The following is a 26,313-nucleotide window of genomic DNA, read 5'->3' as shown; positions in this document are numbered from 1 at the left end:
CCTGCTAAAAAGTCGACAACGAGTGACTGTTTAGTATTATAGTCACCTCTCTTTCGTTCCTTCTGCCTCAGAAGAAGTCCATGCTTCCTACTCGTTCGCTCGCCATTCTGACCACCGCCATCACCTTGGCGGGTTGTGCTGTCGGCCCCGACTACGTCCGGCCAGACACGTCCCTGCCTGCCGCGTACCTCGGTCAGCCTGCGGTGGACCAGCGGCACGCCGACGCCAGGGCCGACGTTGCCACTTGGTGGACGGCGTTCGGCGATCCCCAGCTGGCGCACTATGTCGAGCTGGCGTTGGATCAGAACCTGGACTTGGCGCAAGCGGCGGCCCGCGTCAGACAGGCGCGCGCGGGGCTCGGCGCGGCCAACGCCGCCCTTCTGCCCTCGGGCGGCGTCAGTGGCCAGGCTGCCAGAACCTACCAGTCAGTTGACACGCCTCTCGGGCAAGTATTGAACTCGACGCCGGATTTTGACCGCTACGGCAATGCCTATGAGGCGAATCTCAATGCAAGCTGGGAGATCGATGTGTTCGGCGGGCTGCGCCGTGGACAAGAAGCGGCGCTGGCCGAATACCAGGCCTCGGAAGCCGCCGCCACCGCAACACGGTTGGCCGTCGCCGCCCAGACCGCTGACATCTACATCAGCATCCGCGGGCTGCAAACTCGCATTGACGTGGCCCGTCGCCAGGTGCAAACGCAGGAAAAATTGCTTTCAACGATCAAGCTGCTTTACGGCAAGGGCTTGGCGGCGGAGCTTCAAGTTCAGCAAGCCGAGGGCGCTTTAGCTCAAGTTCAGGCATCCCTGCCGGTGCTTGAAGACGGGTTGAACGCGGCCATGAACGCGCTCGACGTAATACTTGGAGCGGTACCCGGCACCCATCGCACGGAGTTGGCATCCGCACCAGGCATTCCCACGCCCCCGCAAATCGGCGCCATGGGTTCGCCCGGAGATTTGCTAAGACGCCGGCCTGACCTGATCGTGGCTGAACGCAGGCTGGCCGCGTCGAATGCTCGTATCGGTATCGCCATTGCCGAGTACTACCCCAAGTTTTCTCTCAGTGGATTGATCGGCAGCGCGACGTCCCTTTCGGGCGGCAACGTGTTCACCAGTGGCGCCAGCCAATCTGCCGGCGTCATGGGCTTGCGCTGGCGTCTTTTCGACTTCGGACGCATCAACGCACAGATCGAATTGGCCAAGGGGCAAGAAGCGGAAATGCTGGCTGCCTATCGGGTCGCCGTACTGCATGCGACCGAGGACGTGGAAAACGCCCTGTCGGCGCTGGTCAAACGCGAGGACCAAGCCAGCGTGCTTGCCCGTGGGGTGGATTCTCTGACGCGAGCGCGCACGGCTTCGTTTGCGGCGTACGAGAAAGGCGTGGTGAGCCTTATTGAAGTCCTTCAAGCCGACGACAGCTTGCTTCGCGCCTCCGATAATCGCGTTCAGGCGCAGACAGGCGCGGCGCGCGCGGCAATCGCCGCATTCAAAGCGCTGGGCGGTGGTTGGGAGCCCTCTTCCGACGCGCGGCCACTTTAACGAGTCGTCGCTCAACAGCGTCATCGAACCGTCTGGTGCTCATGTCATAAAACATCCCCGCTGTGTACCATCCACCCCTGATTCATAGAACAGAGGTTGCAGTGGGAAACGATCTGGACAAACGCGTCGTCGTCATCGGTGCTGGCATCGTGGGCGCGTCACTGGCGTATCACCTGGCTCGTAAAGGCGCGAAGGTCACCGTGGTTGAGGCGGACGGTGTCGCCTCAGGCGTAACCGGAACCTCGTTCGCATGGATCAACGCCACACATGGCGAAGCCGACCCCATCGCGCCATTGCGCGGTGCTGCCATTGCCGAATACCGTCACCTTGAAACGCAGCTGCCTGGCCTGAAAGTCCGATGGACAGGGGCTTTGTCCTACCGCGCGAGCTCCACAGAAGCGTTGCCGGAATCGGGTAACCCGGCTTCGAAAAATGGGGTTTCCCGGTCGCAGATTATCGACCTGGAGCCGAACCTCAAGCATCCTCCGGAATCTGCTTCGTACGCTGCCGACGAAGGGGCGCTGGACGCGGTGCAAGCCACGCATGCGTTGATCGCAGGCGCCCAGGCGCATGGGGCCAAGGTTCTGACTCACACACGCGTACTCGGCTTTGCACACCAGGATGCGGTGACGGGAGTGAACACCTCCAACGGCATCATCGAGGCCGATATTGTCGTACTAGCAGCCGGGACAGGCATCACGAAGCTGACCGAGATGCTTGAAGTGCCGCTTCCGATAGAAGCGTCTCCTGCGATTTTCATTCGCTATCAGTCACCCGGCAACCTTGTCCAAACCTTGATCTCCAACTCGGAAATGGAAGTCAGGCAAAGTTCAGACGGCGCGTTGCTGGCGGCGGAAGATTACGTGGACGACACCGTGGAAAACCAGCCCGCAGCGATCGCGCGACGAACGGCCAAGGCGATTCAGAACGAACTCCATGGCGTTGCTGAACTTGCTCCGGAAGTGGCCTGCGTGGGGTACAGACCCATACCTGCCGATGGCGTCCCTATCATTGGTTTTTTACCCAAAATCGCCGGCGTATACGTTTGCGCCATGCACCCCGGCGTTACGCTGGCGGCAATCGTGGGCCGTCTTGCCAGCGAGGAAATCCTGGAAGGCAAGCAATCACGCGCCCTTGAACCCTGCCGTCCCCATCGATTCTTCCAAGCGTAGGGACGCAGGCGTTCGTCCAAACGCGTCGGGTCCCATGCCAGCACTTCGTGACGTCGGGCATCGCGTCACATGGCACGGCGTGGGTTCGAGGTGTAGTGCGATCACGCCGGTGCGGACGGATCAAATGGCTCGCACGATCCGCATTCCAGCGGCATATCCCGATTGACAGCGCTTTAGAGAAGGTGAAAATAAGTCCGACTCAAGGGCGCGATAGTGCCTGCCTTTGAACTCCAGTACGTATGCCAAAGTAAACCCGTATGCCATGTGCGCCGCGCGGTTTGAAGCTTCGTGCGGTCGATCAAATTATCTTTCAGCGGAGAGTTGAAGATGACGACCAAACGAGCATTTTCTTCGGGTGCTGCTGCGCTTTTTATAGCCACAGCGGTTTTCTCTACACCCTCGATAGCGCAGGAACCGCGCAAACCAAACATCATTCTGATCGTATCGGACGACACGGGCTACGGTGACCTCGGCCCCTACGGTGGCGGTGTAGGACGCGGAATGCCAACTCCTAATATCGACCGGCTTGCCAAAGAGGGGATGACCTTCTTCTCGTTCTATGCGCAGCCCAGTTGCACGCCAGGGCGCGCTGCCATGCAAACCGGCCGCATCCCAAATCGCAGCGGCATGACGACGGTCGCGTTCCAAGGACAAGGCGGAGGCTTGCCTAAGGAGGAATGGACATTGGCGTCAGTGCTGAAGACGGGCGGCTACAAGACCTTCTTCAGCGGAAAATGGCACCTGGGCGAAGCGGACTACTCGTTGCCAAACGCCCAAGGCTACGACGAGATGAAATACGCCGGCTTATACCATCTCAATGCCTATACCTATGCGGATCCAACTTGGTTCCCGGATATGGACCCTGAACTCCGCGCGATGTTCCAGAAGGTGACACGCGGCGCCCTGTCGGGCAACGCCGGTGAAACGGCGCGCGAAGAATTCAAGATCAATGGCCAGTACGTCGATACGCCCGTCGTGAACGGCAAGGAAGGCGTGGTTGGTATCCCCTTCTTCGACCGCTACGTTGAAAAGGCCTCGCTCGAGTATCTGGACCGCAACGCTAAATCCGAGCAGCCGTTCTTCATGAACATCAATTTCATGAAGGTCCACCAGCCCAATATGCCGGACCCCGACTACAAGGGTAAGTCGATGTCCAAGAGCAAGTATGCAGATTCGGTCGTAGAGCTGGATGCGCGGATCGGGCGGATCATGGACAAAGTTCGAGAGTTGGGCCTGGACAAGAACACATTGGTCTTCTACACCACCGACAACGGCGCGTGGCAGGACGTCTACCCCGATGCGGGCTACACCCCCTTCCGCGGTACCAAGGGCACCGTTCGCGAAGGTGGCAATCGCGTTCCCGCCATCGCCTGGATGCCGGGCAAGATCGCGCCCGCGTCGACGGACCACAGCATCTTGGGCGGCCTTGACTTGATGGCAACCTTCGCGTCGATGGCGGGCATCAAACTGCCCGTTAACGATCGGGCGGAAAAGCCTATTGTGTTCGATAGCTACGACATGTCGCCGGTGCTGTTCGGCACGGGCAAATCTGAACGGAAGTCGTGGTTCTATTTCACGGAAAACGAGTTGTCTCCGGGCGCCATTCGCGTTGGCAACTACAAGGCGGTATTCAATCTTCGAGGCGACGACGGCGTGAAAACGGGAGGCCTGGCCGTTGACACCAACCTGGGCTGGAAAGGAGCTGAGTCATATGTCGCGGCCGTTCCGCAGGTATTTGACTTGTGGGCGGACCCCCAAGAGCGCTACGACATCTTCATGAGCAATGTCACGGAACGCACATGGACAATCGTCTCGATGAACGCGGCCGCCGCCGACCTGATGAAGACGTATGTGAAGTACCCCCCGCGCAAGGCGCAAAGCGAGGTCTATGACGGGCCGATCACCCTCTCGCAGTACGAGCGCTTCCAGCACATACGGGACGGTCTGGCCAAAGAAGGGTTCAATCTGCCAATGCCGTCGGGGAACTAACGCGGCGTTTGCATTGCGTGGACCGGATCGGGCGGCCGCAGGCCATCCGATCCGCCACGCAATCGGCGAGCCCGGCCAAACCGAGCCGAGCGCTTCGACCCCGGCGACGGCATGGTTCCCCACGACGCACCTAAGCGCGTAACGCGCGGGGGGTTATGCCGGTGCAGTGACTTCTATTGCATCCGTTATCGCACCAGCGTTCAGGCGCTCAGGAAGCGAATGACTTCGTCCCAATCGTTGGTCGACAGGTCAACGTCCTCGTAGTCGCCAGCTTCCTCGTCGTAGCGCGAAACGCAGAAGCGCTGGCTACGGCCGGATTCGCGGTCGGCATAGTTGGCGTAGTCAACAAACACTTTCAAACCGCGCTCCGCGTTCTCGAATGAAGGAGCCGCATCGATGTAGCTCGACGCGTCGACATACCCTTCGGGTATGGTCGGCAGGGTTGTGATGTCGTAGTCGGGAAATTCGCGACGCAGTCGGTCAAGGTTCATTAGGAAAGCATGTAAAGGCTGAAGACCCGACATTTTACGTTGCTCAGGGTCAGCCGCCACGGATGTTGACCCATGCGCAGGCGCAGGCTCCCGACGACTTGGGAAATTTCACCCCTTTCAAGCGTTCCAGGATTTCGAGAAGGCTCAGGCAGCCAGGCTATCTTTCGTCCTATTGTGCAATCGCAAACTTTCATTACAAATTCGTTGCTTAATGTGTCATGAATTTTATACTCGGGTTTTCCCTTAGACGTAATACAAATTCATGCTCTCGCGCTTCACTATTGGCAATCTATCCATCGGAACCCGGCTGACGCTGGGATTTGGCGTCGTACTCGCGCTATTACTGGCGCTGACTGGCCTGTCTCAGTACGAGCTGACTCACATCGGCGGCATCAACCGGGCGATCACGCAAGAGACGTGGGCCAAAGCGAATGCCATCAACACCATTGATGTCACGACGCGCGCCAATGCGCGCACGAATCTCGAACTCATCGTCAACACGGACCCCCGCGCCGCCGAACCGTTGCTGGCCCGCATCGACACGAATCGGAAAGTCATTGATCAGGCGCTTGCCACGATGCGGCCGTTGTTCGATACCGACGATGAACGCCAGAAGTTGCGGTTGTTGGAAGAGGTGCGCGGCCGCTATGTGAAGTCATTCCAGGGAGTGGGTGCACTGCTCAAGGGTGGTGAGCGCGATGCCGCTCGCCAGCGCTTGCTGGAGGAAACCCTGCCGATTCTGGACAGCCTGCAAGACCGCATTATCGAGATTTCCCGGATTCAATCTATCGAGATGGCGGACGCTGGCGCCGCCAGCCAGCAGGTCATCGAAGGCGCGGGTCGCATGAATCTGATGCTGTCGGGCCTGGCCGTCGTGCTGGGTGGATTTTTTGCGTGGAAGGTAAGCAAGTCGATTACCGTGCCGCTGGCTCAAGCCGTCACCGTGGCGGAAACCGTGGCGCGTGGCGACCTGGGCCAGCCCATCCACGCCAACACCCTGGATGAAACCGGCCGGCTGATGCGCGCGCTGCATGACATGCAGGAGAAGCTGGCCGGCGCTGTTCGGATTATTCGCGCGGGGTCCGAAACCATTTCCAGCGCTTCGGGGCAAATCGCAGCCGGCAACACAGACTTGTCCAGCCGGACGGAAGAGCAAGCCGCGTCGCTGGAAGAAACCGCAGCATCGATGGAAGAACTGGCGTCGACGGTCAAACAAAATGCTGACAACGCGCGTCAGGCCAATCAATTGGCGGCAAGCGCTTCCGAAATCGCCCAGCGGGGCGGCGCCGTCGTGTCGGCAGTGGTGAGCACGATGGGGGATATTTCTGCCAGTTCGCGCAAGATTTCCGAGATTGTTTCGGTCATTGATGGGATTGCATTCCAAACCAACATCCTGGCGCTGAACGCCGCCGTTGAAGCGGCCAGGGCGGGCGAACAGGGCAAGGGCTTTGCGGTCGTCGCGGGCGAGGTGCGGTCGTTGGCGCAACGCAGTGCGCAGGCCGCTCGCGAGGTCAAGGTGTTGATCGAAGCGTCCGTGGGCAAAGTGGCCGAGGGTGCGGAACACGCGGAAAACGCAGGCAGCACGATGCAGGAAGTGGTTGCTTCAGTGAAGCGTGTGACGGACATCATGGGCGAGATCGCTGCGGCATCCCAAGAACAGGCGAGCGGTATCGAGCAGGTTAACCGCGCCGTCTCGCAGATGGACGAGGTAACCCAGCAAAACGCCGCGCTGGTTGAAGAGGCCGCCGCGGCGGCGGGCTCCATGCAGGATCAAGCCCACGCATTGGTGAAAGCGGTTGGGGTTTTCCGGTTGAGCGAGGACGCCACACGGCGCAATGATGCGACCATGCCGCGCGAGCGAGGCGCGCTGATGTTGACCTGATCATCCGGCTCAATGGCGCTGAGGCGTGCATTCAGACTGCAATTCAACGGTGATATTGCAGTCTGAATGCCATAATTATTATCTCTCCCCTTCGCCGGCGACGCCMTCACCTTCACATGCGACCACGTTTCCTGAACGCCTTACTGATTGCCCTGATCGCCAGCGTCAGTCTCCCCGTCGCTCCAACGCAAGCCCAAACCCGGCCGCCCCCCAAGGTGCAGCCGGGCGAAGGCCGGCCCTACGAGATCGCCGATAGCGAAGTATGGGATGTGCCCGACCCGGTGTCGGGGCGCGGCTACCAGGTGTTTGTGGCGTTGCCGCCGTCGTATGCGAAATCGCCGCAACGGCGCTACCCGGTGCTGTATGTGACCGATGCCGACTATGCGTTCCCGATCATCCGGCAGTTGGCGCGCCGCCTGAACGTTGAAGGGCCACGGATTGAGGAGTTCATTCTTGTCGGCCTGTCTTATGCAAAGGGTGAGGACGGCGGGGTCAGCCGTCAACGTGACTACACGCCAACCCCGAACGGCCCAAGTACCGCGCCTGCCAATGCCGTCCATGGCCAAGCGCGCGCCTATCAAGACTATCTGCGCGATCAGGTAAAGCCCTTCGTCACTGAGCGATATCGCACCGATCCGGCCAACGCCATTTTCTACGGCCATTCCTACGGCGCCCTGCTTGCCACACAAATCCTTTTCACCGAGCCGGGCCTGTTCAACAGCTATATTCTTGGCAGTCCGTCTCTTTGGTATGACAAGCGGCACGCCTTGAAGCTTGAGGCGCGCTACGCCAAGCAGCATCAGGACCTGGCGGCGAATATCTATCTGTATGTCGGCGAGTATGAGGCGCTGCGCAAAGGGGACAAGCGCTATAACCAAACCGTAGATATGGTCGCCGACAACCTGGCGCTTGAGAAGGCGTTGCAGACCCGGCGGTATCCCAGCTTGAAGCTGAAGTCAGAGGTCCTGAACAATGAAGACCATCTCACTGTCGCGCCGCGTGGCTTCATGCAAGGTCTGACGTATCTGCTGCCGGTGCGCTAACCCGTCATTCGTTTTTCCGCTCTTTTGCGCTTGCTTCAAAATCATGGGCCAAGCGCATCAGCTCTTGCTTGTAGTCTTCCAGACTGCCGCGGTAGGCATCCAGATAAAGATCCCGCCGCGCCTTGTCCATCGCTTCAGACGTTGCGGCCTGCCGGACGAAATTCGCCAGCTGCTGTCTCACAGGCTCGGGGATGCCGGTGCGCACGGCCACGCTGTAGCTGCTGTGAAACACCATGTCGGGCACCCCGAGTTCGGCGAACGTTTTGACGCCGGGCAGATGGCTGGTGCTTCCCGGCCGGCCCGTGTAGGCCAGCACTTTCACATGCGGATTGTCCTTGACGCTCTGCGTGGTTCCAATCGTGGTGAAGTAGCCATCAATCTGGCCGCCAAGAATTGCCGTAAGCCCTTCCGCGCCGCCCTTGAAGGGAATGGCGCGATACGTCGCGCCCAGCCCGGAAGCCAGCCTTGCCGCCAGCGTGGAATAGGTGCCCACGCCGAGATCGGCGGTGCCGATATCCAATTCCCGCTTCAAGCCCTTCAGGTCGTCAAGCCGGTTCCAGCCCCGGTCGGCGGGCACGATGAAGGCGTAGCTGCTCTGGGCCAGCGGCGCAAGAATTTCAAAGTCCGAGAACTCGTAGCCCGCGCCGGGCGTTGTGAACTTGGCGCTGTAGAAACCTTCGGCATGGACCAGCAAGGTGTACCCGTCGGCGGGCCGGCTTTTGACAGCCTGAATGCCAATGGCCGAACCGGCGCCGGGCCGGTTCTCTACCACCACGGTCTGCCCCATGATCGACCCCAACTGTTGGGCGAATGCGCGCGAAATTGCATCGGTGGCGGCGCCTGGGGGATACGGAACGACGAGCCGGATGGGTTTGGACGGATAGTTCGTTTCGGCGACAGCGGCAACCGGGAACAGTGCGCTCAATGCGCTGGCGAATGCGGCAATACCGAATGCTGCAACACCGAATCCTGCGCGACTGAATCCTGCACGACGGAATCCTGCGCGACCGAATGCTGCAACACCGAATCCTGCACGACCAGAGCACGCGCGGCGGCGAATGGCGAATGGCATGTTTTGCTCTTTTTCAGTTGTCTCGCCGAAAGTGTATCGATCGCCCGCTCACCAATTCCCCCCACATCCTGAAGAAGTCTCCTGCAAAAAATGCAGCACACGGCACGCGCCATCAGCCACGGCCGTATCCATGACTCTGTCGCTTCGTGCAGTTCTGATCTGCGGTTTCAGCTATAGGCAATCTGGTCGCGCTACCTAGAATTTAGAGCTTCCTAATAATTCAAAAATTCTGGAGACAATGAAATGAACCCCTCATTTCTGACGCGGCGCGCCGTGCTGCTTGGCGGCGTGCTGATGGGCTTGGGTGTCAACGCCTTTGCCGCCCCCAGCAACTGGCCCGAGCGCCCTATTCGGCTTGTCGTCGCCGGATCGCCCGGCGCCGGCGGAGACATTTTTGCCCGCCTGATCTCCCCGTTCCTGTCCAAGGCCCTGAAGCAACCGGTGGTTGTGGAATCGAAGCCGGGCGCCAACGGCATGATCGCGTGCGACACGGTGGCCAAGGCCGCAGCCGATGGCTACACGCTGCTGTTCGCGCCCTCGTCCGCCATCCTGCTGAACCCCGTTGTGCTCCCGTCGATACCCTACGACACGGAAAAGGATTTGCTCCCCATCGCTCAAGTCGGAGCGGCGGGGATTTTGCTGGTCGCCAACCCCAGCACCGGCTTCAAGAACCTGGCGGACATGGTCGCCTATGCCAAGGCCAACCCCGGCAAGCTCGCCTACGGGTCGTGGGGCACCGGCTCATCCGGCAACCTGGCCATGGAAGGCATCAAGGCCCATTACGGTCTGGACATGCCCCATATTCCCTACAAGCAATTGGTCACTGAAAGCACCGACCTGATCGCCAACACCATCAGCGTCGGCTTCATGGATATTGCTTCGCCGATTCCGTTCATGCGCAGCGGCAAGCTGGTTGCGCTGGGGCAGACGGGTTCGCGGCGCTGGCCCGCCACGATGGACGTGCCGACCCTGGCCGAGCAAGGCTACACCTTTGAAGCGGACGGCTGGTATGGCGTGTTTGCCCCGGCGGGAACGCCGCCCGAGATCATCGACCGGCTCAACGCCGAGATCTACCGCGCGCAGCACGCCCCAGACGTCCGCGAAAAAATCGAAGGCCAGAACATGATCGTGCCTGCAAACCTGTCAGCGCAAGAGTTCGCGTCTTCCATCAAGCGCGACGCCGTCATCTGGCAAGGGCTGGCAAACGTGGCTGACCTGAAGAACAAGTAGGCCTGCGCACACTCCGTTGCCCCCTCTTTTCATCAGGTAAAACGTATGGACATGCCCTCCTCTGCTCTCCCTTTTTCTCACCACGCTTTGCAGGGCCGCGTGGCCGTGGTCACGGGCGCCACCGGCGGCATCGGGCTGGCCATATGCCAGCAGTTGCGCACGATGGGCGCGGCCGTGGCGCAGGTGGATATCAATGCGCCCGACACCCCTGCCGACACGGATGGCGTGCTGAATGTGCGCTGCGATATCTCCAACCCCGACTCGGTTGCCGACATGGCCAGGCAGGTTCGCGCGCGCTTCGGCCGGTGCGACGTGCTTGTCAACAATGCGGCCATCAGCGCGGCGCCGGTCGGCCTGGAGGAATTCTCGATCGAGTTGTGGGACCGCATCTTCCGCGTCAATCTGCGCGGCGCCCTGCTGTGCGCGCAAGCCGTGTTTCCCTTGATGCGGGATCAACAGGCGGGCAGCATCATCAACGTGGCGTCGATATCGGCCCAGTCGCCAACCCGGCTCGGCGCCTACGGCACGACCAAGGCGGCGTTACAGGCCCTGACTCGCCAAATGGCCGTCGAATGGGGCCCGCGCGGCATCCGCGCCAACGCCATCAGCCCCGGGATGATCCGCACGCCGCTATCCGAACGGCACTACCGCGATGAATCCGTGCTGCAAAAGCGCGTTTCACGCATCCCCGCACGGCGTATCGGCCTTCCCGCAGACATCGCGCAAGCGGTAGCCTTTCTTGCCAGCGACGCGTCTCTATACGTTAACGGGCAAGACATCGTGGTGGACGGCGGCTTTCTCAAAGCGTCGCTCAGCAATCTATACGACGCGTAAAACGGGTAAGGGCTGATTCCAATCCAAACCCTGCTCTGGATGAATGCAGATCAGGCCGGTAAACTGCGCGATTATCTCGGCGCGGACGGGCTGGCTGAACGCGCACATCATCCTGAGAGCTACCCACCATGATTCGTCGTCTGGTCTTTGCTGCATCGCTGGCCGTGGCAGGCAGCGCTGCGGCTGCCCCCTCCTTCAACTGCGCCAAGGCGACGACTCCGGTCGAAAAATCCCTATGCGGCAATTTGGTCCTGGGCGACCAAGACGCGGCCATGGCGCAGCAATACAAGGCAGTGCGGGGCAAGCTTGACGCCGAGGCGGCCAAATCGCTAACGGCTGACCAGCGTTATTACCTGGGCGTGCGTGACGACATCTATGCCGAACCCTACACCGGAAGCACGCCGTTCAAAGAGATCAGCACAAGCATGCGGCATCGGCTGGATTTTCTAAAGTCGATCAATCCGCAGCCGCCAGCCGGCTTTGTCGGGTCGTGGAAAAACATCGAAGGTGAAATCAAGATCACGCAAGCCGCCGATGGCAAGCTGTTTGTGGAGGCCAACTCGTCGCGGCCCTACACCGGCCGCTGGGTCTGCGACCTGAGCGGCAACGCGGTGGCTTCCGGCGACACCCTCAAAGTCACCTATCAAGACGGCCCACCCTGGGTCCTGTCGCTGAAGCGTCGTGGCGCCGTGCTGGTGACCACCGTAACGCCGCCCGCTGGTGTCGAAGAAGACGGTTTCGGCCCGCCCTTCTGCGGCATGAACGGCAGCCTGGCGCGCGACTGGTTCGCGGTGCACTGATCCCATCACCATCGGTCTGTGGGGGTTTCACATGTTTCAACTACGGCAACTGAAGATCTTCATCGCGGCAGTGGAAACGTTGAGCTTCACCCAGGCCGCCAAACGGGTACACCTGTCGCAACCCAGCGTGACGGAGCAGATTCGGGCGCTGGAAGAAAGCGTCGGCCAGACGCTGTTCAACCGCCAGAACAACCGCCTGCAACTCACCCCGGCCGGACAGCAATTGGCCATTCGCGCGCGCGAGCTGCTTGCCCTGGCCGATGATGCCTTGCGCGAGGTGCGCGACGCCGTAGGCGACACCCCCGGCGCGATAAGAGTCGCCGCACCGCAGACCTTGTGCACCAGCGTGCTGGTGCCGCAACTGCTGCATTTTGCGGGCAAGTATCCCGACACGCAGGTCGCCGTGCAGGAACGAAACTCCATGGCGACGGCCCAGGCCGTGCTCGATGGAACGGCCGATCTGGGGCTGGTACACGGCTGGCCGGCGAACGACGCCAAGCTGCGCGTGGAAGTCATCGCGCGAGACCTGCCGGTGGTCGTGCTGCCCCCGGGCCATCCCCTCAGCCAGGCAGATGAAATCAGCCCAGAATCGCTTGCGGCGTTTCCACTGATTGTCACGATGGAAGGCTGCCGGTATCGCGAATACCTGGAGGCCCTGTTGCAGGAAGCGCCCGTCAGGCCCAACATTCGCGGCGTTGCAGACAGCGTGCCCGCCTTGATGCAGATGGTGGCAGCGGGCCTTGGGGTGTCGATCTTGCCGCAGATGGCCATGGAGCCCGCCGCGACGGCGGCGCGCGTCGCGTGGCGGCCGCTGCTGACAAGCGGAGACGGCCTTCCCATCTGCCTGCTTACCGTGCAGCAAACGCCCACGCGTCATGTAGCCGCGTTTATTGACATGCTCCGGCTGGCGGCAACACGCTCAGACCAGCCGATGCCCGCCATCCACGTGCAGCACGGTGCCGGTCGTATAGCCGTTGCCAAGTAAGAAGACGATGGCGTCGGCGATATCGTCGCCGGTGCCGACTCTGCCCACCGGAAGCCGTTCGGCCATCGATGCCAAGAGCGTTTCACTGTCAGCGCCGGCCACGTCATTCCAGATTGGCGTGCGTACCCACCCCGGCGATACGGCGTTGACCCGCAACGGCGCAAGCTCGATGGCCATGGCCCGCACCACCCCTTCCAGCGCGGCATTGATCGCCGCCACGGCAACGCCCTTCGGCCGGGGCCGGTAGGCGGCGATACCGGACGTCAACGTCATGGAGCCGTGCGCGGCCATACGCGCGGCCCCATGTTTGGCCAGCAAGATCGGCGCGACGACCTTCGAGCGGATGGCGCGGTCCAGCGCGTCCAAGGACAATTCCGGCAGCAACTCGTACGCCCCGCGTATGTCGGCTGCGGTGCACACCACATGGTCCACCGGGCCGGCTGCTTCAAAAAAACGCTGCACTTGCACCTCGCTCGTCACATCCACTTGATGCAGGTGCGGGTCACCAAACGCACCTAACTGCTCGCGCGCCGCGTCAAGCTTGTCGCGCGACCGGCCCACGATCAGCACGTCGCAATGCCGCCGCAGCAGCTGCGCGCTGACCGCCAGCCCCATGCCAGAGCTACCGCCCACGACCACAACGCGTTGTCCTGCAAGACTGTTGCCCATGCTCATTCCCTTGAATAGGTGTTTGGAATGAGCGATGGTGGCGCGACGCCCTGCTGGGTGCCACCAGGAATGTCTGATGGGGATATCGGTGTTTCCGATGCGGCGCGCCTTGGCCCCAACGCCACCGACGAGGCCAAAGCGAAAAATGTCTCATTATTCATGCCGATCTGTCTCAGCCCGCCGATTCTTGCGCATCCTTCCTCGGGCCGCGGTGTAAATTCGGCAACGATTTCAATCACAAACGACATCGGGCAGCGCAGGTTTCTGGGGGTGAATCGGCCCGCGAGTTGACTGCCGGTATCGCTGAATGCCATGCAGAATCCCGCCCCCTTGATCAAGCTTCGAAGCTTTTTGCACATGGCTCCCTACCTGGCGAGCCGGGGCGTTTCCCCGCTTGAGTTCTTCCAGCGCGTGGGCGTGTCGCCGAACATTTTCCAGACGCCCGATACCTGGTTTCCCCGCGCGATGTGCTTTCGCATTGCCAACGAGATGGCGGCTATTTCGCAGGACCCGTTCGCGGGGGCCCACGTGGGCCGCTTGATGGCGCTGCCTTCATTGGGCGCATGGGGGCATCTGGTGCTGCGCTCGGAAAATGTGGCGCAGGCATGCGCCCGGGCTGCGGCCAACTCAGAAATGCTGCATCAAGGCGGACACGTCCACATCGTCACCGAAGGCCGCAAGACCCGGCTGATTCACCAATTTACCGGGCAGCTAGAGGCCGATCCCCGCCAATTCATCTATGGAAGCCTGGCCGTGCTGCGCAAGGTGCCGCTCATGGCGGGTGAACCGTCCGCGATACGCGTGCATTTAAAGACGGCACGAACCCGGGGCGATGACGCGCTTGAAGCCGCCCTGGGCCCGAACATCGAAACCGGCGCCGAATACGACATGATCGAGTTCGACCGGGACCTGCTGGAGCGCCCGCTGAAGCATTTGACGGACGACGCACGAACGATCACGCAGGCGTTGCAATCGACGATCGCTACCGCAAGCCTGCTTGTCGACCGCATGTCGGACCAGGTTGAAATCAAGCTCGGATCGGTGGCCAAAGAGATCGGCACGTCTGCCCGGACGCTACAGCGGCGCCTGAAATCCACCGGCGTCGACTTCGAGGCATTGCGCGACGAGACGCGTCGCAGCGAGGCGCTGCGGTTGATTGCCCTGCGCAGATATTCGGCCACCGAAATCGCCTACATGGTCGGCTACAGCGACCCCGCCCACTTCACGCGCGCGTTCAAGCGCTGGACGGGGAATACCCCAACACAATTTCGCGCCGCGGCCGCGTAGCCCGTTGGTTTTGGCATCGAAAGGCAAGCCAGCCACGCCGCCGTCCAGTAGAGTCCGGCGCATCCGACGCCGTGTCCTGCCGGCGCAACGTGCCGCGCTACGCACACGAGACGCCAGCCGCCGTGCAATGGAACAGACTTACCTCAACAAGGATTCACATGCGTTATCTATCCGCGTCCAGCATCGCCACCCTGACGCTGGCCACCTTTGCAAACGTACACGCCCAGCCCGCCCCCGATGCGGCAGTGCCCGTGGGCGTCAATAATTTCGTCCGTGCCGAATCCGATCTCTACATGGGCAAGATGGTGGCCGACGGTGGCCTGGGCAAGTTTGTTCATAGCCGCGAACCGGTGCCCATTGACGCGCAGAACGTCATCCGCATGAACCGTGACACCTTGTACTCGTCGGCCGTATTTGATCTGGATGCCGGGCCTGTCACGGTCGAGCTGCCGCAGGCCGGCCAGCGATTCATGTCGATGCAGGTCGTTGACGAGAACCACTATGTGCCCGCCGTGTATTACGGCGCCGGCAGCCATACGCTGACCAAACAGGACATCGGCACGCGCTATGTGTTTGTGGCGATCCGCACGCTTGTCGATCCCACCGATCCCAAAGACCTGAAGCAGGTTCACCAGCTGCAAGACGCCATGAAGGTCACCCAGGCCAAGCCCGGGGAATTCGTGGTGCCGAAATGGGATCAGGCCAGCCAGAAAAAAATGCGCGACGCCCTGCTCGTTCTGGGTTCGACGCTTCCCGACTACAACCTGGCGTTTGGCACGAAAGACGCGGTGGACCCGATTCAGCATTTGCTCGGCACCGCCACGGGCTGGGGCGGCAATCCCAGCAAAGACGCCACCTACCTTAGCGGCGCGATTCCCCAGAATGATGGCAAGACCGTGTATCGGCTGCACGTGGGCCAAGTGCCGGTCAAGAGCTTCTGGTCGGTCAGCGTCTACAACGCAGACGGCTACTTCCAGAAGAATGCGTACGACGCCTATTCGATCAATAACCTGACCGCCAAGAAGAGCCAGGACGGTTCCATTACCATTCAGTTCGGCGGCTGCGATGGCAAAATCGCCAATTGCCTGCCCATCACGCCGGGTTGGAACTATACGGTCAGGCTGTATCAGCCGGACGCCAGCATCCTGAATGGTCAATGGCGCTTTCCGCAGCCGCAGGCCCAGCCGTAGCCGTCGGTTATCGTTGCACACCACGCGAAGCAAGGTAAGACGTCACCATGAGCTGCCCAGAAACGTTCATTTCCACCGACGCAATCGAGCCTGCCTTGCGTGACGAATACTGGCGCGAGGTCACGCGGCCCTTTTGCGAGACCTCCCCCGCTTCGACGGACGGCACGGCCACGCTGGAAGGCAGCATGCGGCTGCGTCATCTTGGCGGCTTGACGCTGGGTTCAACCACCTTCAACGCGCAACGCTACAAACGCGACAAGCCCACCATTGCCCGCAGCGGGCTCGATCACTATCTGGTCCATGTCTTGACCGCCGGCACCATCCACGGCGACTTCGACCGCCGCAACGTCATGGCGGCTCAGGGCGGCATATGCATCATTGATCTGGCCCGGCCTTACGAATGCAAGGTGGATGCCGGCGAACGATTGGCCATGACCATTCCACGCGCCGGCATCGACAAGCTGCTGGGCCAGCGCGACCTTCACGGGTTCGTACTTCAGGCCGGTCATCCAATGACGCGCCTGCTGGTGGATTACCTGTGCGGTTTTCACGCGGTGGCGGGGCAACTTTCCGCAAGCGAAGACGTCGCGGTGCAAGACGCGCTGGTCACCCTGCTGTCAGCGGGTCTGTCAGACGCCGCGCCCATGCAAGACGAGCCGAAATCCGTGTTGGGCCAGGCGCTGCGCGCGCGTGCGCTTGCCTATATTGATGATCATCTCTCTGATCCCGCGCTGGGCCCGGATCTGCTCATGCAGCGATTCAGGGTGTCACGGGCCCATCTTTATCGCATCTTTTCGGACCTTGGCGGCGTCACCCATGCCATCAAGAATCGGCGCCTTGACGCCGCTTACGCCCGCCTTGTCGACCCAAGGAGCGCACCGCGCCCTGTCAGCCAGATCGCCGCGGATTTCGGCATTCGTGATGTGCAACGCTTTCGCAAGGCGTTCGTGGCACGCTTTGGCGTAGCGCCCGAAGACGCCAGTGAATGGGCCCGAAACGTCTCGCCGCCGGTGGACAGCAACGATGTGCTATCCCGGCATTTTGCCGCGCACCGCCCGGGGTTGCGGGCGGCGTAAACAGAGCGAACGGCACGGGCGCCATGATGGGCCGGGTGTGTCGGCCGGGTGTGTCGGCCGGGTGTGTCGGCCGAGCGTGTCGGCCGAGCGTGTCGACCGGGCGTGTCAGCCGAGCGTGTCGGCCGGACGTGTCAGAACCGGTAAGCGAATCCTAGAATCGGACCCTGCTGGATGACGTTGTACACAAAGCCGTTGCGATTGAAATTGACGCCAAGCGCGCGGTAACCGAGCATCGCCGACAGGTTGGACTTGAACTGATAGCCAAGCGCCGCCGTGGCGTCCCAGTCAAGCTTGGCTTGCCCTGCGCCGACAACGCCCCAGCCGGTCAGATACCAGTGCTCGTTCAAGGCGTATTGCCCGCGCAATCCGGCCACAGCATCCACCCAGGTTGCGCTGTCGGTTCGGCTTCTTCCGCCAAGCGCCCCGCCCTTCAAGGCGATTTCCGTGCTGGCGTACCAGAGCCGTCCGCCGCCGATGACGTCAAGATGCCCGTTATCGCTTTCCAGCACGGTGTATCCCGCGCCAAAAAAGCCAGAGAATGACTTCGACTTGACCTCGACGCTGCGGCTCAGAATGCCGTAATCCGTACTGCCGTCGGCGGACAGCTGACTGTACATCACGTCGCCCAACAGGCTGAAGCGCCCGTGGCGCGCTTCGACCGCGCCCATGAAGGCCAGGTCCAGCTCGCTCATGACGTCGCTGAAACTGGAATTGAGCCTGGCCGGCGGCTGCCCGAACTGCCCCACCTTGCCTCGGATGCCGGACGCCCAAATATAGGGGCTGACACTCACACTCCAAGCATCGGAACTGCCGCCTTCGTTCTTCAAAAGAGGGCTGACCGGCAGCATGTTGTCGGCCCAGGCCGAGTGGCTTGCGGTAAACAGCAGGCAAGAAAAAACCAGCGAAGCAGAAAAGCGTTTCATGAATACTCGAAGATGCGGCGTCGTAGAACTGGGCAAGAGAACGGGCGGCGCAATCGCTATGGCTTAAGCGCCAGTGCCTCTGCCCCGCAGTCCAGCCCCACTGCCTGCGGCTTTGCCTTGGCTGCCTGCACTTCCTGACGCGCCGCGTCCACATCCGCACGAAACTCGGCGTAGTTTTGCAATAGGGCCACGGTTGCCGCGCCCATCGTGCGGCCGGCATCCACATCACTTTGCCAATGCGCGTTGCAGACGACTCGGCTTTGTCCAAACTCCAGGCCGCGCCGCAAGAGCGCGTTGGCGCGATCAGGATTGATTTCAGCCAGGATCAGCGCCCACGCCCACCCTGCCGCCGTATGGCCCGACGGGTAGGAACCATCCGTGCGCAGCAAAGACTCTTGCTCGGGGAAACACGTCCCTTCGTTGTGGACCACGAACGGGCGCACGCGGTTATAGGTGTTCTTGACGCCGTAAGTAGACAGCCCGGCATCGGTCAGCACCTTCTGCATCAAGCGATACAGGTGCGGAGTTTGCGCCTCGGTGATATCGACACCCATCGCGCACGAAAAATTCTTGGCAGGTTGCGGAAACTGCAAATCAGCATCCAGACGCGCCTGCGTGGCGCGCGCGGAACCCCGCAATGGCACCGTTGCAGCCCTTGCCTCTTCATCGCGCGCGTATGCGGCGCTGGCGGCAGCAGGCGGCGGCCCGAGCAGCTCAAGGCTATTGGGCAAGCGATCTTTAGGGATATAGCCAGGCGCCAGTTCAAAGTGCGGATCGGTGACCGCAGGGCCATCGGCATTGCCCGCCGCGTACGACATCGCATGGGTCATGCCAAGCACAACAAGGAAAACGCTGGCTGCCTTACCGCGAGTCTTTAAAAGCATACGATCTTCACTGTCCATCTGAGTTCTGAACGCTTCACGTGCGGACGCTTGAACGTTGCAAGCCGTCTTCGATGTGAAACCGTTGGCGAATTTACACCGGTGCCTTTAGGACAAGCGGTAATCGCCGGGCAGATGAGACAGATCGATAGGAATAATGAGACGCGGCGTGGCGAAGTGCGTCAGACGCGGAGTTTCATCACCTGCGCGACTAGGCGATACGGAGGATAAATTGCAGTCAGACTGCAGGACTAAAGCAAATTGCATTCAGACTGCACTTCCAGAAAGCAAGCACAGCGTATGCCCCCGTCAGGCCTCCAGCACCTTCTTCATTGATGGGGCGGGATGCAGCCGGTAATCCGCTCGTTCATAGAACGGCACTGCATCCGGTCGTGCATCCAGGAACACGGCCGTCATGCCCCGCGCACGCGCATCGTTTTCCGCAAATTCCAACAACGATCGGCCCGCCCCACTGCCTCGCACCGCCGCGTCCACAACAAGGTCGTCCACATGCAGGTGCGCGCCGCGCGCCAAGGTGTGGACGGGTCTCATGCCCAGCACACCGATCATCTTTCCATCCAGAAAGGCGGCGGCCAGCTCGTAACCTGAATGCGATTGCCGGCGAACGCGGGCCAGAAATTCCGCTTCATCAAGCGTTCGAAGCTGCGCAATAACCGGATAGGCATCACGCCATTCAAGCGGCGCTAACCGTCTGACTTCCAGCTTGCCGGGACGTTGTACGTTCATGGTTTCCAGAGCATTGAATGAAAGATGGTGATTGTGCAGAAATAAGCAGTCAGACTGCAATATCTCCGTGACTGCCCTACTTCTTAGAAAATGCAGTCTGATTGCCCGACTTCAGAAAATGCAGTCTGATTGCCCGACTTCCCAAACGGCCCCGATCCCTCCTCGCACTAGGCAACCCAGGGATAGCCGATCTCTTCGAAGTCAGCGATAAGGGCGTCGCGGTCAATCGGAATGCCTAGCGATTCGATGGCGCCGATTGATAGCACTTGGTGGTTGAACGCATGACTCACCAATGTCGGGTCTACGTCCACCTCGTAGTACTCCTGCGCCCAAGACCGGTAAAGCTCCGGCCCATTGCAAAGCCACTTGAGCAGCGCCGCTTGGCCGCCTTCGTCGGCATCGCGCGACGACACGGCACGCCAACCCGCCGCGTCATCATCGAACCACAGCACGAAGGTCGCTTGCTCCATGGAGAACGCGGGTTCGGCCATGAATTCAGCAAAGCGCGAGGGAATTTTCTGCGCCACGCTGTCAAGAAAAGCGCCGCCTGCCGCCGCCCTGCTATCCGAAAAACAGCCTTTGACGGCGCAACCATAGGGCGCGTGAATGACGAAGTAATCATCGCCCTCACCGTTGCGCATCGAGCTCATCTGCTGATCATCGGCCCATCTGGCGTTATGACTGAAATAACGCATGGTCCAATCTTGGCAATAGATGGCGTCCAGAATGGCAAGCGCCTTTGACTTGATGAGCAGCGCATCGGGCGGGGGCAATTCGTTCAGAAGCGTCATGGTCTGGCTGGGCAAAAACGGGCTGGGTTGAAAAAGGGATGCGCGCTAGATCGCCGGCCCTTTCAGTTCGATTTGGTTTCCGTCTGGGTCCAGGCAATAGATCGACAGCCCTTCGCCTTCTGCGCCGTATCGCATCACGGCCTTGTCCGCCGCAACGCCGAACGCCTGCAGATGCTTGAGAATGGCCGTTTCATCGAACGGATCGACGCGCAGACAGAAGTGGTCGACATTGTGCCCCTCTTTGCCAGGGGCTTGCCCGCCCGCGGCGCCCAGGGGGCCTTGCACATTCACCAGATCAATCATGGACCCGCCCGCGCCCAAGTGGATCATCGCTAACTTTTCGTTCTTCTTTCTGATCGAGCAACCCAGGACGTTCGTATAAAAGTCCACGCTGCGCTCCATGTCCCGAACCCTGAGGACGACATGATCCAAATGCTTGATCTGAAATACCGACATGATGGTTCCCTGGGGTGTGTCAGACAGCCATCCCGTAAACAAAAATGGATCGCTGACATTTTTTCAGATGCGCGCAACAGCACGACGCGGCGCGCGCACGGCTATTGCATTGCGTAGCGGTCCGCGGTCAGTTGCTGTTGATCCAGTTCTGGGTGTCCTGGATGAACCACGGAAGATTCAACTTTTCCCCCTCGCCGGACTGTATGGTCAAGCGTTGGCCCGAGGAACCCGGGGCGCTGGCCGCAGGCTTTGCCTTTTCAGATGACCGGGTCCGATATTCCATATCGGTTTGCTGGGGTGGATTATTCGCGCAGGCGGCAATTGACGCGCACGCCACTGCGGCCAGGACTGACCGCAGTGCTAAACGAAAAATTCTCATGATGTTCTGCTTCCCGCTGGCGGCACAGGCCGAAGTGCCGGGCAATCAAGGCCTATACCGCGTACCTTACTCGCTGTAGGGGGCCGGCGTCAGCGGTTTGCGCCCATCAATGTGACCGTTGCCCGGCAACTGCCGCCCACTGCGCTTCGGGCATTTGCAGTTTGCGCTGCCGCCGAATCAAAAGCTGGGCTTCCTGGCGTTCGATTGATTCATGAATTCCATCCGCGCGTTGGTCCACGCCGGATCATAGAGATGGACCGTCACGCCGGAGTACTTCAAAACGGCTTGGGTCATATCGGTCGAGCAGCCCATTCCCGGATTCGAGCTCGGCTTGGTGCACCATTCCAAACTCAGGTCGTTCGGGTAGTTCGACTGCCTTCCGTACTTCTGCACCACCGCCTGCGCCATGGCGTCTTTGTTGGCCGGGGTCCACGGCATTTCGTAGTTGATCTGCGACACCACCAGCGGCCGTTGCTTATCGACGGGCACACGCGGTTCGAAGTGAACGACCAGCTCGACGCCGTCCTTCCTATAGCTGAAATCTTTCGGCGTCTTCGTGTTCGTGACGGGGTCTACCGTTGCGTATCCCGCTTTGATTTCGCTCTTGCTGACATTGAAATTCTTGGCGGCGGCGGCAACCGCCTCGTCATAGTCCATGCCCGTCTTGACCCCGGCGATATCGAAGGTCCGGGCATCGACCGACCGTGGGGCTGCTGCGTGCGCGGGGGCAAGCGCCAAGGCATTGAGTGCGGAAATCAGGAGAGCGGCTTTCAACTTCAAAATAAACATCCTTTGCAAATGGTGCCGGGATTATCCGCAGGCCGCTTTATACCGTCCCCAATAAAATGCAACAATATTTATCGATTTAACCATTCATCCTTCGATAAGCCGGCCACCCATGGCCACCCATGGCCGCCCATGGCCGCCAGCAAGCGCGACCCGCGACCATTCGGCTACAGTGCTGATGGCGCCGCAGCGGCAAGGCTGCGAGCAAATGAATTCAGGAGTAGACCAGCAGTGAATGACACCCACACACCGGACACCGACATCGCCGAAGACAGAAAGGAACAAGAGCCCAGGCTGTGGCGCGATGACGGCTGGACCGCGCGCGTCATCAAGAACGAAGACGACGACGGCTGGGCCGTGGAAATGACGCTGGACGGGCAAGCCGAACCGGCGCTGGTCGGGCCTTGGACCATGGGGCGTGACAAAAAGAACCCCAAGCCGCTCGATTCTTCCGCCTTTTCGACCCTGGTCAAAACCGCCAACGAAGTGCTGCGCCGCCACGAACAGCAATTGCACGCGACGTTGCACAAGAGCGTGAAGATCGACGCTGCCGCGGGCCGCCTGACCATCAAGCTGGATATCGTTCCCGACGAAGACGAGCCCTATGCCGTGCTTAGCGCCTACGATGAATTGGGTGAACAGCTGGCGCAAACCCAGGTTGCGCCGACGTACAAGCTGACCGTGCAGCGCGCATCAGAGTGGGCCAGCGGCGGCTTCGGCAAGCACGGCTGACCCTTAGGCGCGGCGCAAGCGACTTGTCGACGCTCCGCCTGTCGCAAGTTGTCTGGGCAGAAGCGCACATGCCATGACACCACGCACGCCCCCGCGCGCAGTCAGTGGGAGCCAGCGGCTCCCATTTTTCGCTGTGGAGGTTGCCGGTGATAGCGTGGCTCTGCCCTGCCTTGACCGCCCCCGGCGCGCCGGCCGCTTCCCGCGTTTGCTTCCGGGAGTTGTCCCGCGTTTGCTTCCAGATGTTCTTCCAGGTGCGCTTCCAGGTGTGCTTCCGAGTTTTCTCCCGGGTGTGCTCCCCGGGTTTCTCTCCAACACGTTATTTAATTCCTACAACAACACAAAATGAAAGTAAGAGCCTTGTGCGTGGCTTCGTTGGGCGCTGTGCTGCTGACTCAAGCACCCCTGTCCGTCGCTCAGAATATCAATGGAAAAAATCTCTTCACGCAGCGCTGCGCCATGTGCCACGGTGCGGACATCAAAGGTACGGGGCCATTGGCCAAGAAAAGCAATCCTCCCACCCCCGACCTGACGACCGCGGCCTTTAAGAAAAGGCTCAATGATTATCCGGGCGTGATTGTGTCGTCGGTGATTCTGCGTCCCAACGGAGACCTGATCCCGAGAACGTTGCGAGAGAATGGTGTCAAGATCCCGCCGCACACCTGGACGGTCCGGGATTTTCGGGATTTGAACCAGTACATGAGCAGTGTAATTGCCAAAAGCCGGTGAATTTGAAGATAGACTTAACGGCCGCCGAACCCGTGGGTTCGGCTTTTACAGAGGAATTGATTTAATGAGCAGCATTTTTCCAGGGGATCTGTGGGCGGTGGGAGAAACCCGCATCAACGGTCTGTCGGTCATTGTTCGTTTTCGTACCGGGCTTCCGCCGGTGACGGTTCGTCAGGCAAACGAAAACCTGATCATTATCTCCTGGCCGTATACGGGCATCGAGTCCGGCATGCCCAATGACGAAGACAAGGCGAGCACCAATCGCGTTGAAGAGGCCATCGAGCAAGCCTTCGAGAACTCCGATGTTGGCGTACAGGTGGTTTGCCTGACGGGCAACCATCTGAAGGAGTGGCGCTTCTACACCCATGACGTCGACGCTTTCATGGACGCGTTCAATGCGTGTCTGGCGGGGCATCCCGTCTACCCGCTACAACTGCGCGTGTTCAAGGACCCCGAGTGGAATGGCTTGGCTCAGTTGCAGCCTGAAGGTTCAGACCAGGTTCATTGAAGACGGTTGGCGCGGCCTTCCCGCGCCCCACACCCAGGCGCGGACGAAGACGCCTGATGTCAGGAGCCCCCCAATGCCCAAATTCTTGACGATAGGATACGGAGATCAAGCCGGTTACGACCGCACGCCGGCAACGCTGCGCGATGCCGCCCACGCGCACGACGCCGCGCTGCAACGGCGCGGCGTCTTGATGGGCATTGCGGGCGCGCCTGTGCAGGTCCGTAACCCTGAGACCGCTCAGGTCGAAACGACGAACGGCCCGTATATGACATCGCCCTTGCCCGTGGCAGGCTTTGCCATCATCGAGGCCGCCAATCTGGACGAGGCAATTGACATGGTGTCGCGCACCCCATGCGCGGTCGCACACGGCGTTGTTGAGGTGTGGCCGCTGGAACAGCCATAGCGATAAAGGAGAACAGCCGATGAGCCGGCCGCATTTCATCAAGCATTGGACTGAACTCGAAGCCACGGATGCGCAGACCTATCAGGGCGATACCGAGCCCATGGCGCTGGACGCACCGCTTTCAGCCGCCCTGGGCATTACACGTATCGGCATCCATCACGTCAGGCTGCTGCCTGGCAGACGCACGTCGTATCCGCACGCTGAAAGCACCGAGCAGGAATATGTCTACGTGCTGGACGGCACGCCCGATGTCTGGATTGACGGCGTGCTGCATCCCCTGGCCGAAGGCGATTCGGTAGCGTTTCCCGCAGGCACCGGCATCTGCCACACCTTCATCAACAATACGCAGGACGACGTGCGCTTAATGGTGGTGGGTGAACCAACGCGCGCTGACAATCGGGTTCGCTTTCCGCTGAACGAAGGCTACGAACGGACTCGCAAGAACCGCTGGGTGGACTGGCCTGCCAGACCGCTGGGCGACCATGACGGCAAGCCGGACTAAGGGCACGAACCCGCCCAACGCCTAGCTCAGCGCCGCGCCGTTGATGGTGACGACAGGAATATTTTCCAGCTGCACGCCTTCCAGGCAACGGACGTTGACCGCCCATCCCACGAATGGCAGTTTGCCTTCGGCGCGCTCTTCGGGCGTGGGATCGCTGGGTATCCGGAACGGCAAGATGCCGCAGTGCGGGCAAAAATAATCCTTTGCCGTCTTCGAGTGCCACGCGTAAACGCTCAACGCTTCCAGCGGCGTGAACAGGCGCAACGCAGATTTCGGAACGCGGTGAATCAGCGCACCGCGCCGCTTACAGATCGAACAGTTACAGCTTCGGACGTGGTCCAGATCCATGTCGACTTCAAAGCGGCACGCGCCGCAATGACATGATCCTTGATAGGTCTGCATAAGCGATGATCTCCTGTTCAAAACGCCGGGGATGCGCTGGGCGCCAGCCCTTAAATTAGGTGTCAGACTGCAATATCGTTCGAGAATTGCAGTCTGACACCTAATTCCTCAAACCGGCAAACCCTTCGCCCGCAGAATCGAATCGAACCGTTCCGGGTCGGACGTACCCGAACGGTTTTCTTCACGAATCCTTGCCTCTTTTTCCAGATGACGATGCGTGCGCTGCAAGATGTCGCGGGCTTGTGCGGCGGGAATGGCGATGACGCCATCCGCGTCGCCAACAATCACGTCCCCCGGCGCCACATGCAAGCCCGCGCACGCGATAGGCACGTTGATGTCGCCCGGGCCCTCCTTGGTGGGACCGCGATGCGTGTGGCCTTTGGCAAAGAGCGGCATGCCGCCCTCGGCCCACTCCACCACGTCGCGGACGGCGCCGTCGATGACCAGGCCGGCCAAGCCTTGCGCGATGCAGGTGGTGCGCATCAGCCCGCCGACCAGCGCCTGGGTCAGATCCCCACCACCGTCGATAACCAGCACGTCGCCGGGCTGCACCATGGTGAGCGCTTTGTGAATCATCAGGTTGTCGCCCGGCCGCACGCGCACCGTGAAGGCGTTGCCGCAGAGCACGGTGGTCAGATCCGCGTGGTATTGGCGTAGTCCGATCGCACCGATGTGGCGGCTCATGGCGTCGCCGATGGCGGCGACGGGCAGTGAAGAAAAAGCGGCGATGGTGTCAGCATCCGCGCCCTGCTGGCGCGGGTTGATGCTGTAACCCGCCGGCCATTGAATGGCTGAAGACGGAGAACTCATGGTCGAAGCATT

At 60.7% G+C, this 26,313-nt stretch carries 31 protein-coding genes; 17 read left to right on the top strand and 14 right to left on the bottom strand.

The window, feature by feature from the left end:
• Window positions 1-80 precede the first annotated feature (80 nt).
• The 3 genes from AC1DB0_RS25370 (at window position 81) to AC1DB0_RS25360 (ending at window position 4,696) form a co-directional block, all read left to right on the top strand.
• Entirely contained in the window at window positions 81-1,535 is a 1,455-nt protein-coding gene (locus tag AC1DB0_RS25370; RefSeq protein ID WP_476758210.1) for an efflux transporter outer membrane subunit, read from the top strand.
• Window positions 1,536-1,636: 101 nt separating this feature from the next.
• The gene (locus AC1DB0_RS25365) at window positions 1,637-2,707 is read left to right on the top strand and encodes an NAD(P)/FAD-dependent oxidoreductase (protein WP_476758209.1); all 1,071 of its coding nucleotides are present in this window, start codon (window positions 1,637-1,639) and stop codon (window positions 2,705-2,707) included.
• A gap of 327 nt (window positions 2,708-3,034) precedes the next feature.
• Window positions 3,035-4,696, top strand: a complete 1,662-nt coding sequence (locus AC1DB0_RS25360) for an arylsulfatase (protein WP_476758208.1) — start codon at window positions 3,035-3,037, stop codon at window positions 4,694-4,696.
• A 200-nt stretch (window positions 4,697-4,896) separates the two neighbouring features.
• On the opposite strand, the gene AC1DB0_RS25355 is transcribed toward AC1DB0_RS25360, so the two are convergent.
• Entirely contained in the window at window positions 4,897-5,187 is a 291-nt protein-coding gene (locus tag AC1DB0_RS25355) for a hypothetical protein (RefSeq protein WP_054428022.1), read from the bottom strand.
• 262 nt (window positions 5,188-5,449) lie between these two features.
• Between AC1DB0_RS25355 and AC1DB0_RS25350 the strand changes: the two genes are divergently transcribed.
• Both AC1DB0_RS25350 and AC1DB0_RS25345 read left to right on the top strand, forming a co-directional pair.
• A complete protein-coding gene (locus AC1DB0_RS25350; protein WP_476758207.1) occupies window positions 5,450-7,069 on the top strand; it encodes a methyl-accepting chemotaxis protein in 1,620 nt (539 codons plus the stop codon).
• Between the two features lie 116 nt (window positions 7,070-7,185).
• Window positions 7,186-8,112, top strand: coding sequence for an alpha/beta hydrolase (locus AC1DB0_RS25345; RefSeq protein WP_082387322.1), 927 nt, complete (start codon window positions 7,186-7,188; stop codon window positions 8,110-8,112).
• Between the two features lie 4 nt (window positions 8,113-8,116).
• Here AC1DB0_RS25345 and AC1DB0_RS25340 read toward each other — a convergent pair whose 3' ends face one another.
• The gene (locus tag AC1DB0_RS25340) at window positions 8,117-9,037 is read right to left on the bottom strand and encodes a tripartite tricarboxylate transporter substrate binding protein (protein ID WP_476758206.1); all 921 of its coding nucleotides are present in this window, start codon (window positions 9,035-9,037) and stop codon (window positions 8,117-8,119) included.
• The gene (locus AC1DB0_RS25335; RefSeq protein WP_476758205.1) at window positions 9,034-9,297 is read right to left on the bottom strand and encodes a hypothetical protein; all 264 of its coding nucleotides are present in this window, start codon (window positions 9,295-9,297) and stop codon (window positions 9,034-9,036) included. The genes AC1DB0_RS25340 and AC1DB0_RS25335 overlap by 4 nt, the downstream gene beginning before the upstream one ends.
• Window positions 9,298-9,427: 130 nt before the next feature.
• Here AC1DB0_RS25335 and AC1DB0_RS25330 point away from each other — a divergent pair, with 130 nt between their 5' ends.
• From AC1DB0_RS25330 to AC1DB0_RS25315, 4 genes are all read left to right on the top strand, one after another.
• Window positions 9,428-10,414 carry a Bug family tripartite tricarboxylate transporter substrate binding protein gene (locus tag AC1DB0_RS25330; RefSeq protein ID WP_054428025.1) on the top strand — a complete coding sequence of 329 codons (987 nt, stop codon included), beginning with the start codon at window positions 9,428-9,430 and terminating at the stop codon, window positions 10,412-10,414.
• A gap of 51 nt (window positions 10,415-10,465) precedes the next feature.
• Entirely contained in the window at window positions 10,466-11,248 is a 783-nt protein-coding gene (locus AC1DB0_RS25325) for an SDR family NAD(P)-dependent oxidoreductase (RefSeq protein ID WP_420865353.1), read from the top strand.
• 128 nt (window positions 11,249-11,376) lie between these two features.
• On the top strand, window positions 11,377-12,048 hold the full coding sequence (locus AC1DB0_RS25320) for a lysozyme inhibitor LprI family protein (RefSeq protein WP_342065714.1): 672 nt from the start codon (window positions 11,377-11,379) through the stop codon (window positions 12,046-12,048).
• A 31-nt stretch (window positions 12,049-12,079) separates the two neighbouring features.
• A complete protein-coding gene (locus tag AC1DB0_RS25315) occupies window positions 12,080-13,033 on the top strand; it encodes a LysR family transcriptional regulator (RefSeq protein ID WP_476758204.1) in 954 nt (317 codons plus the stop codon).
• On the opposite strand, the gene AC1DB0_RS25310 is transcribed toward AC1DB0_RS25315, so the two are convergent.
• Both AC1DB0_RS25310 and AC1DB0_RS25305 read right to left on the bottom strand, forming a co-directional pair.
• On the bottom strand, window positions 12,968-13,702 hold the full coding sequence (locus AC1DB0_RS25310) for an SDR family oxidoreductase (protein ID WP_476758203.1): 735 nt from the start codon (window positions 13,700-13,702) through the stop codon (window positions 12,968-12,970). The two genes, AC1DB0_RS25315 and AC1DB0_RS25310, sit on opposite strands and share 66 nt — an antisense overlap.
• Before the next feature lie 2 nt (window positions 13,703-13,704).
• Window positions 13,705-14,016 carry a hypothetical protein gene (locus tag AC1DB0_RS25305; protein ID WP_476758202.1) on the bottom strand — a complete coding sequence of 104 codons (312 nt, stop codon included), beginning with the start codon at window positions 14,014-14,016 and terminating at the stop codon, window positions 13,705-13,707.
• 43 nt (window positions 14,017-14,059) lie between these two features.
• On the opposite strand from AC1DB0_RS25305, the gene AC1DB0_RS25300 reads away from it, so the two are divergent.
• From AC1DB0_RS25300 to AC1DB0_RS25290, 3 genes are all read left to right on the top strand, one after another.
• Window positions 14,060-14,989, top strand: coding sequence for a helix-turn-helix transcriptional regulator (locus AC1DB0_RS25300; protein WP_254600394.1), 930 nt, complete (start codon window positions 14,060-14,062; stop codon window positions 14,987-14,989).
• Window positions 14,990-15,147: 158 nt separating this feature from the next.
• Entirely contained in the window at window positions 15,148-16,179 is a 1,032-nt protein-coding gene (locus AC1DB0_RS25295; protein ID WP_476758201.1) for a DUF1254 domain-containing protein, read from the top strand.
• Between the two features lie 47 nt (window positions 16,180-16,226).
• Entirely contained in the window at window positions 16,227-17,255 is a 1,029-nt protein-coding gene (locus AC1DB0_RS25290) for an AraC-like ligand-binding domain-containing protein (protein WP_476758200.1), read from the top strand.
• A gap of 131 nt (window positions 17,256-17,386) precedes the next feature.
• On the opposite strand, the gene AC1DB0_RS25285 is transcribed toward AC1DB0_RS25290, so the two are convergent.
• The 7 genes from AC1DB0_RS25285 to AC1DB0_RS25255 form a co-directional block, all read right to left on the bottom strand.
• A complete protein-coding gene (locus AC1DB0_RS25285) occupies window positions 17,387-18,103 on the bottom strand; it encodes a hypothetical protein (protein ID WP_476758199.1) in 717 nt (238 codons plus the stop codon).
• Between the two features lie 131 nt (window positions 18,104-18,234).
• Window positions 18,235-19,008: an acid phosphatase gene (locus tag AC1DB0_RS25280; protein ID WP_346551985.1), complete on the bottom strand. Its 774-nt coding sequence runs from the start codon at window positions 19,006-19,008 to the stop codon at window positions 18,235-18,237.
• 360 nt (window positions 19,009-19,368) lie between these two features.
• A complete protein-coding gene (locus AC1DB0_RS25275) occupies window positions 19,369-19,866 on the bottom strand; it encodes a GNAT family N-acetyltransferase (RefSeq protein ID WP_476758198.1) in 498 nt (165 codons plus the stop codon).
• 107 nt (window positions 19,867-19,973) lie between these two features.
• Complete coding sequence (locus AC1DB0_RS25270) at window positions 19,974-20,597, bottom strand: hypothetical protein (RefSeq protein ID WP_476758197.1); 624 nt, start codon at window positions 20,595-20,597, stop codon at window positions 19,974-19,976.
• A gap of 45 nt (window positions 20,598-20,642) precedes the next feature.
• Window positions 20,643-21,053, bottom strand: coding sequence for a VOC family protein (locus AC1DB0_RS25265; protein ID WP_476758196.1), 411 nt, complete (start codon window positions 21,051-21,053; stop codon window positions 20,643-20,645).
• Between the two features lie 127 nt (window positions 21,054-21,180).
• Complete coding sequence (locus AC1DB0_RS25260; RefSeq protein ID WP_454668757.1) at window positions 21,181-21,432, bottom strand: hypothetical protein; 252 nt, start codon at window positions 21,430-21,432, stop codon at window positions 21,181-21,183.
• A gap of 177 nt (window positions 21,433-21,609) precedes the next feature.
• Window positions 21,610-22,221 (bottom strand): hypothetical protein, encoded by a 612-nt coding sequence (locus AC1DB0_RS25255; protein ID WP_254600390.1) that lies wholly within the window; start codon window positions 22,219-22,221, stop codon window positions 21,610-21,612.
• A gap of 228 nt (window positions 22,222-22,449) precedes the next feature.
• Here AC1DB0_RS25255 and AC1DB0_RS25250 point away from each other — a divergent pair, with 228 nt between their 5' ends.
• The 5 genes from AC1DB0_RS25250 (at window position 22,450) to AC1DB0_RS25230 (ending at window position 25,089) form a co-directional block, all read left to right on the top strand.
• The gene (locus tag AC1DB0_RS25250) at window positions 22,450-22,950 is read left to right on the top strand and encodes a hypothetical protein (RefSeq protein WP_346551988.1); all 501 of its coding nucleotides are present in this window, start codon (window positions 22,450-22,452) and stop codon (window positions 22,948-22,950) included.
• Window positions 22,951-23,292: 342 nt separating this feature from the next.
• Window positions 23,293-23,676 carry a cytochrome c gene (locus AC1DB0_RS25245; RefSeq protein ID WP_476758195.1) on the top strand — a complete coding sequence of 128 codons (384 nt, stop codon included), beginning with the start codon at window positions 23,293-23,295 and terminating at the stop codon, window positions 23,674-23,676.
• Between the two features lie 64 nt (window positions 23,677-23,740).
• Window positions 23,741-24,184: a DUF695 domain-containing protein gene (locus AC1DB0_RS25240; RefSeq protein ID WP_054428045.1), complete on the top strand. Its 444-nt coding sequence runs from the start codon at window positions 23,741-23,743 to the stop codon at window positions 24,182-24,184.
• A 73-nt stretch (window positions 24,185-24,257) separates the two neighbouring features.
• Window positions 24,258-24,587: a YciI family protein gene (locus tag AC1DB0_RS25235; protein ID WP_476758194.1), complete on the top strand. Its 330-nt coding sequence runs from the start codon at window positions 24,258-24,260 to the stop codon at window positions 24,585-24,587.
• Window positions 24,588-24,606: 19 nt separating this feature from the next.
• A complete protein-coding gene (locus tag AC1DB0_RS25230) occupies window positions 24,607-25,089 on the top strand; it encodes a cupin domain-containing protein (protein ID WP_054428047.1) in 483 nt (160 codons plus the stop codon).
• Between the two features lie 21 nt (window positions 25,090-25,110).
• On the opposite strand, the gene AC1DB0_RS25225 is transcribed toward AC1DB0_RS25230, so the two are convergent.
• Together AC1DB0_RS25225 and AC1DB0_RS25220 are read right to left on the bottom strand one after the other, a co-directional pair.
• Window positions 25,111-25,491: a GFA family protein gene (locus AC1DB0_RS25225; RefSeq protein WP_441372071.1), complete on the bottom strand. Its 381-nt coding sequence runs from the start codon at window positions 25,489-25,491 to the stop codon at window positions 25,111-25,113.
• A 108-nt stretch (window positions 25,492-25,599) separates the two neighbouring features.
• Complete coding sequence (locus tag AC1DB0_RS25220) at window positions 25,600-26,301, bottom strand: RraA family protein (RefSeq protein WP_054428049.1); 702 nt, start codon at window positions 26,299-26,301, stop codon at window positions 25,600-25,602.
• Window positions 26,302-26,313 lie beyond the last annotated feature (12 nt).

Source organism: Achromobacter sp. 10T422, assembly GCF_056394065.1.
Note: the sequence above shows the minus strand (reverse complement) of the source record. Positions and strands in the feature narration are given on the sequence as shown.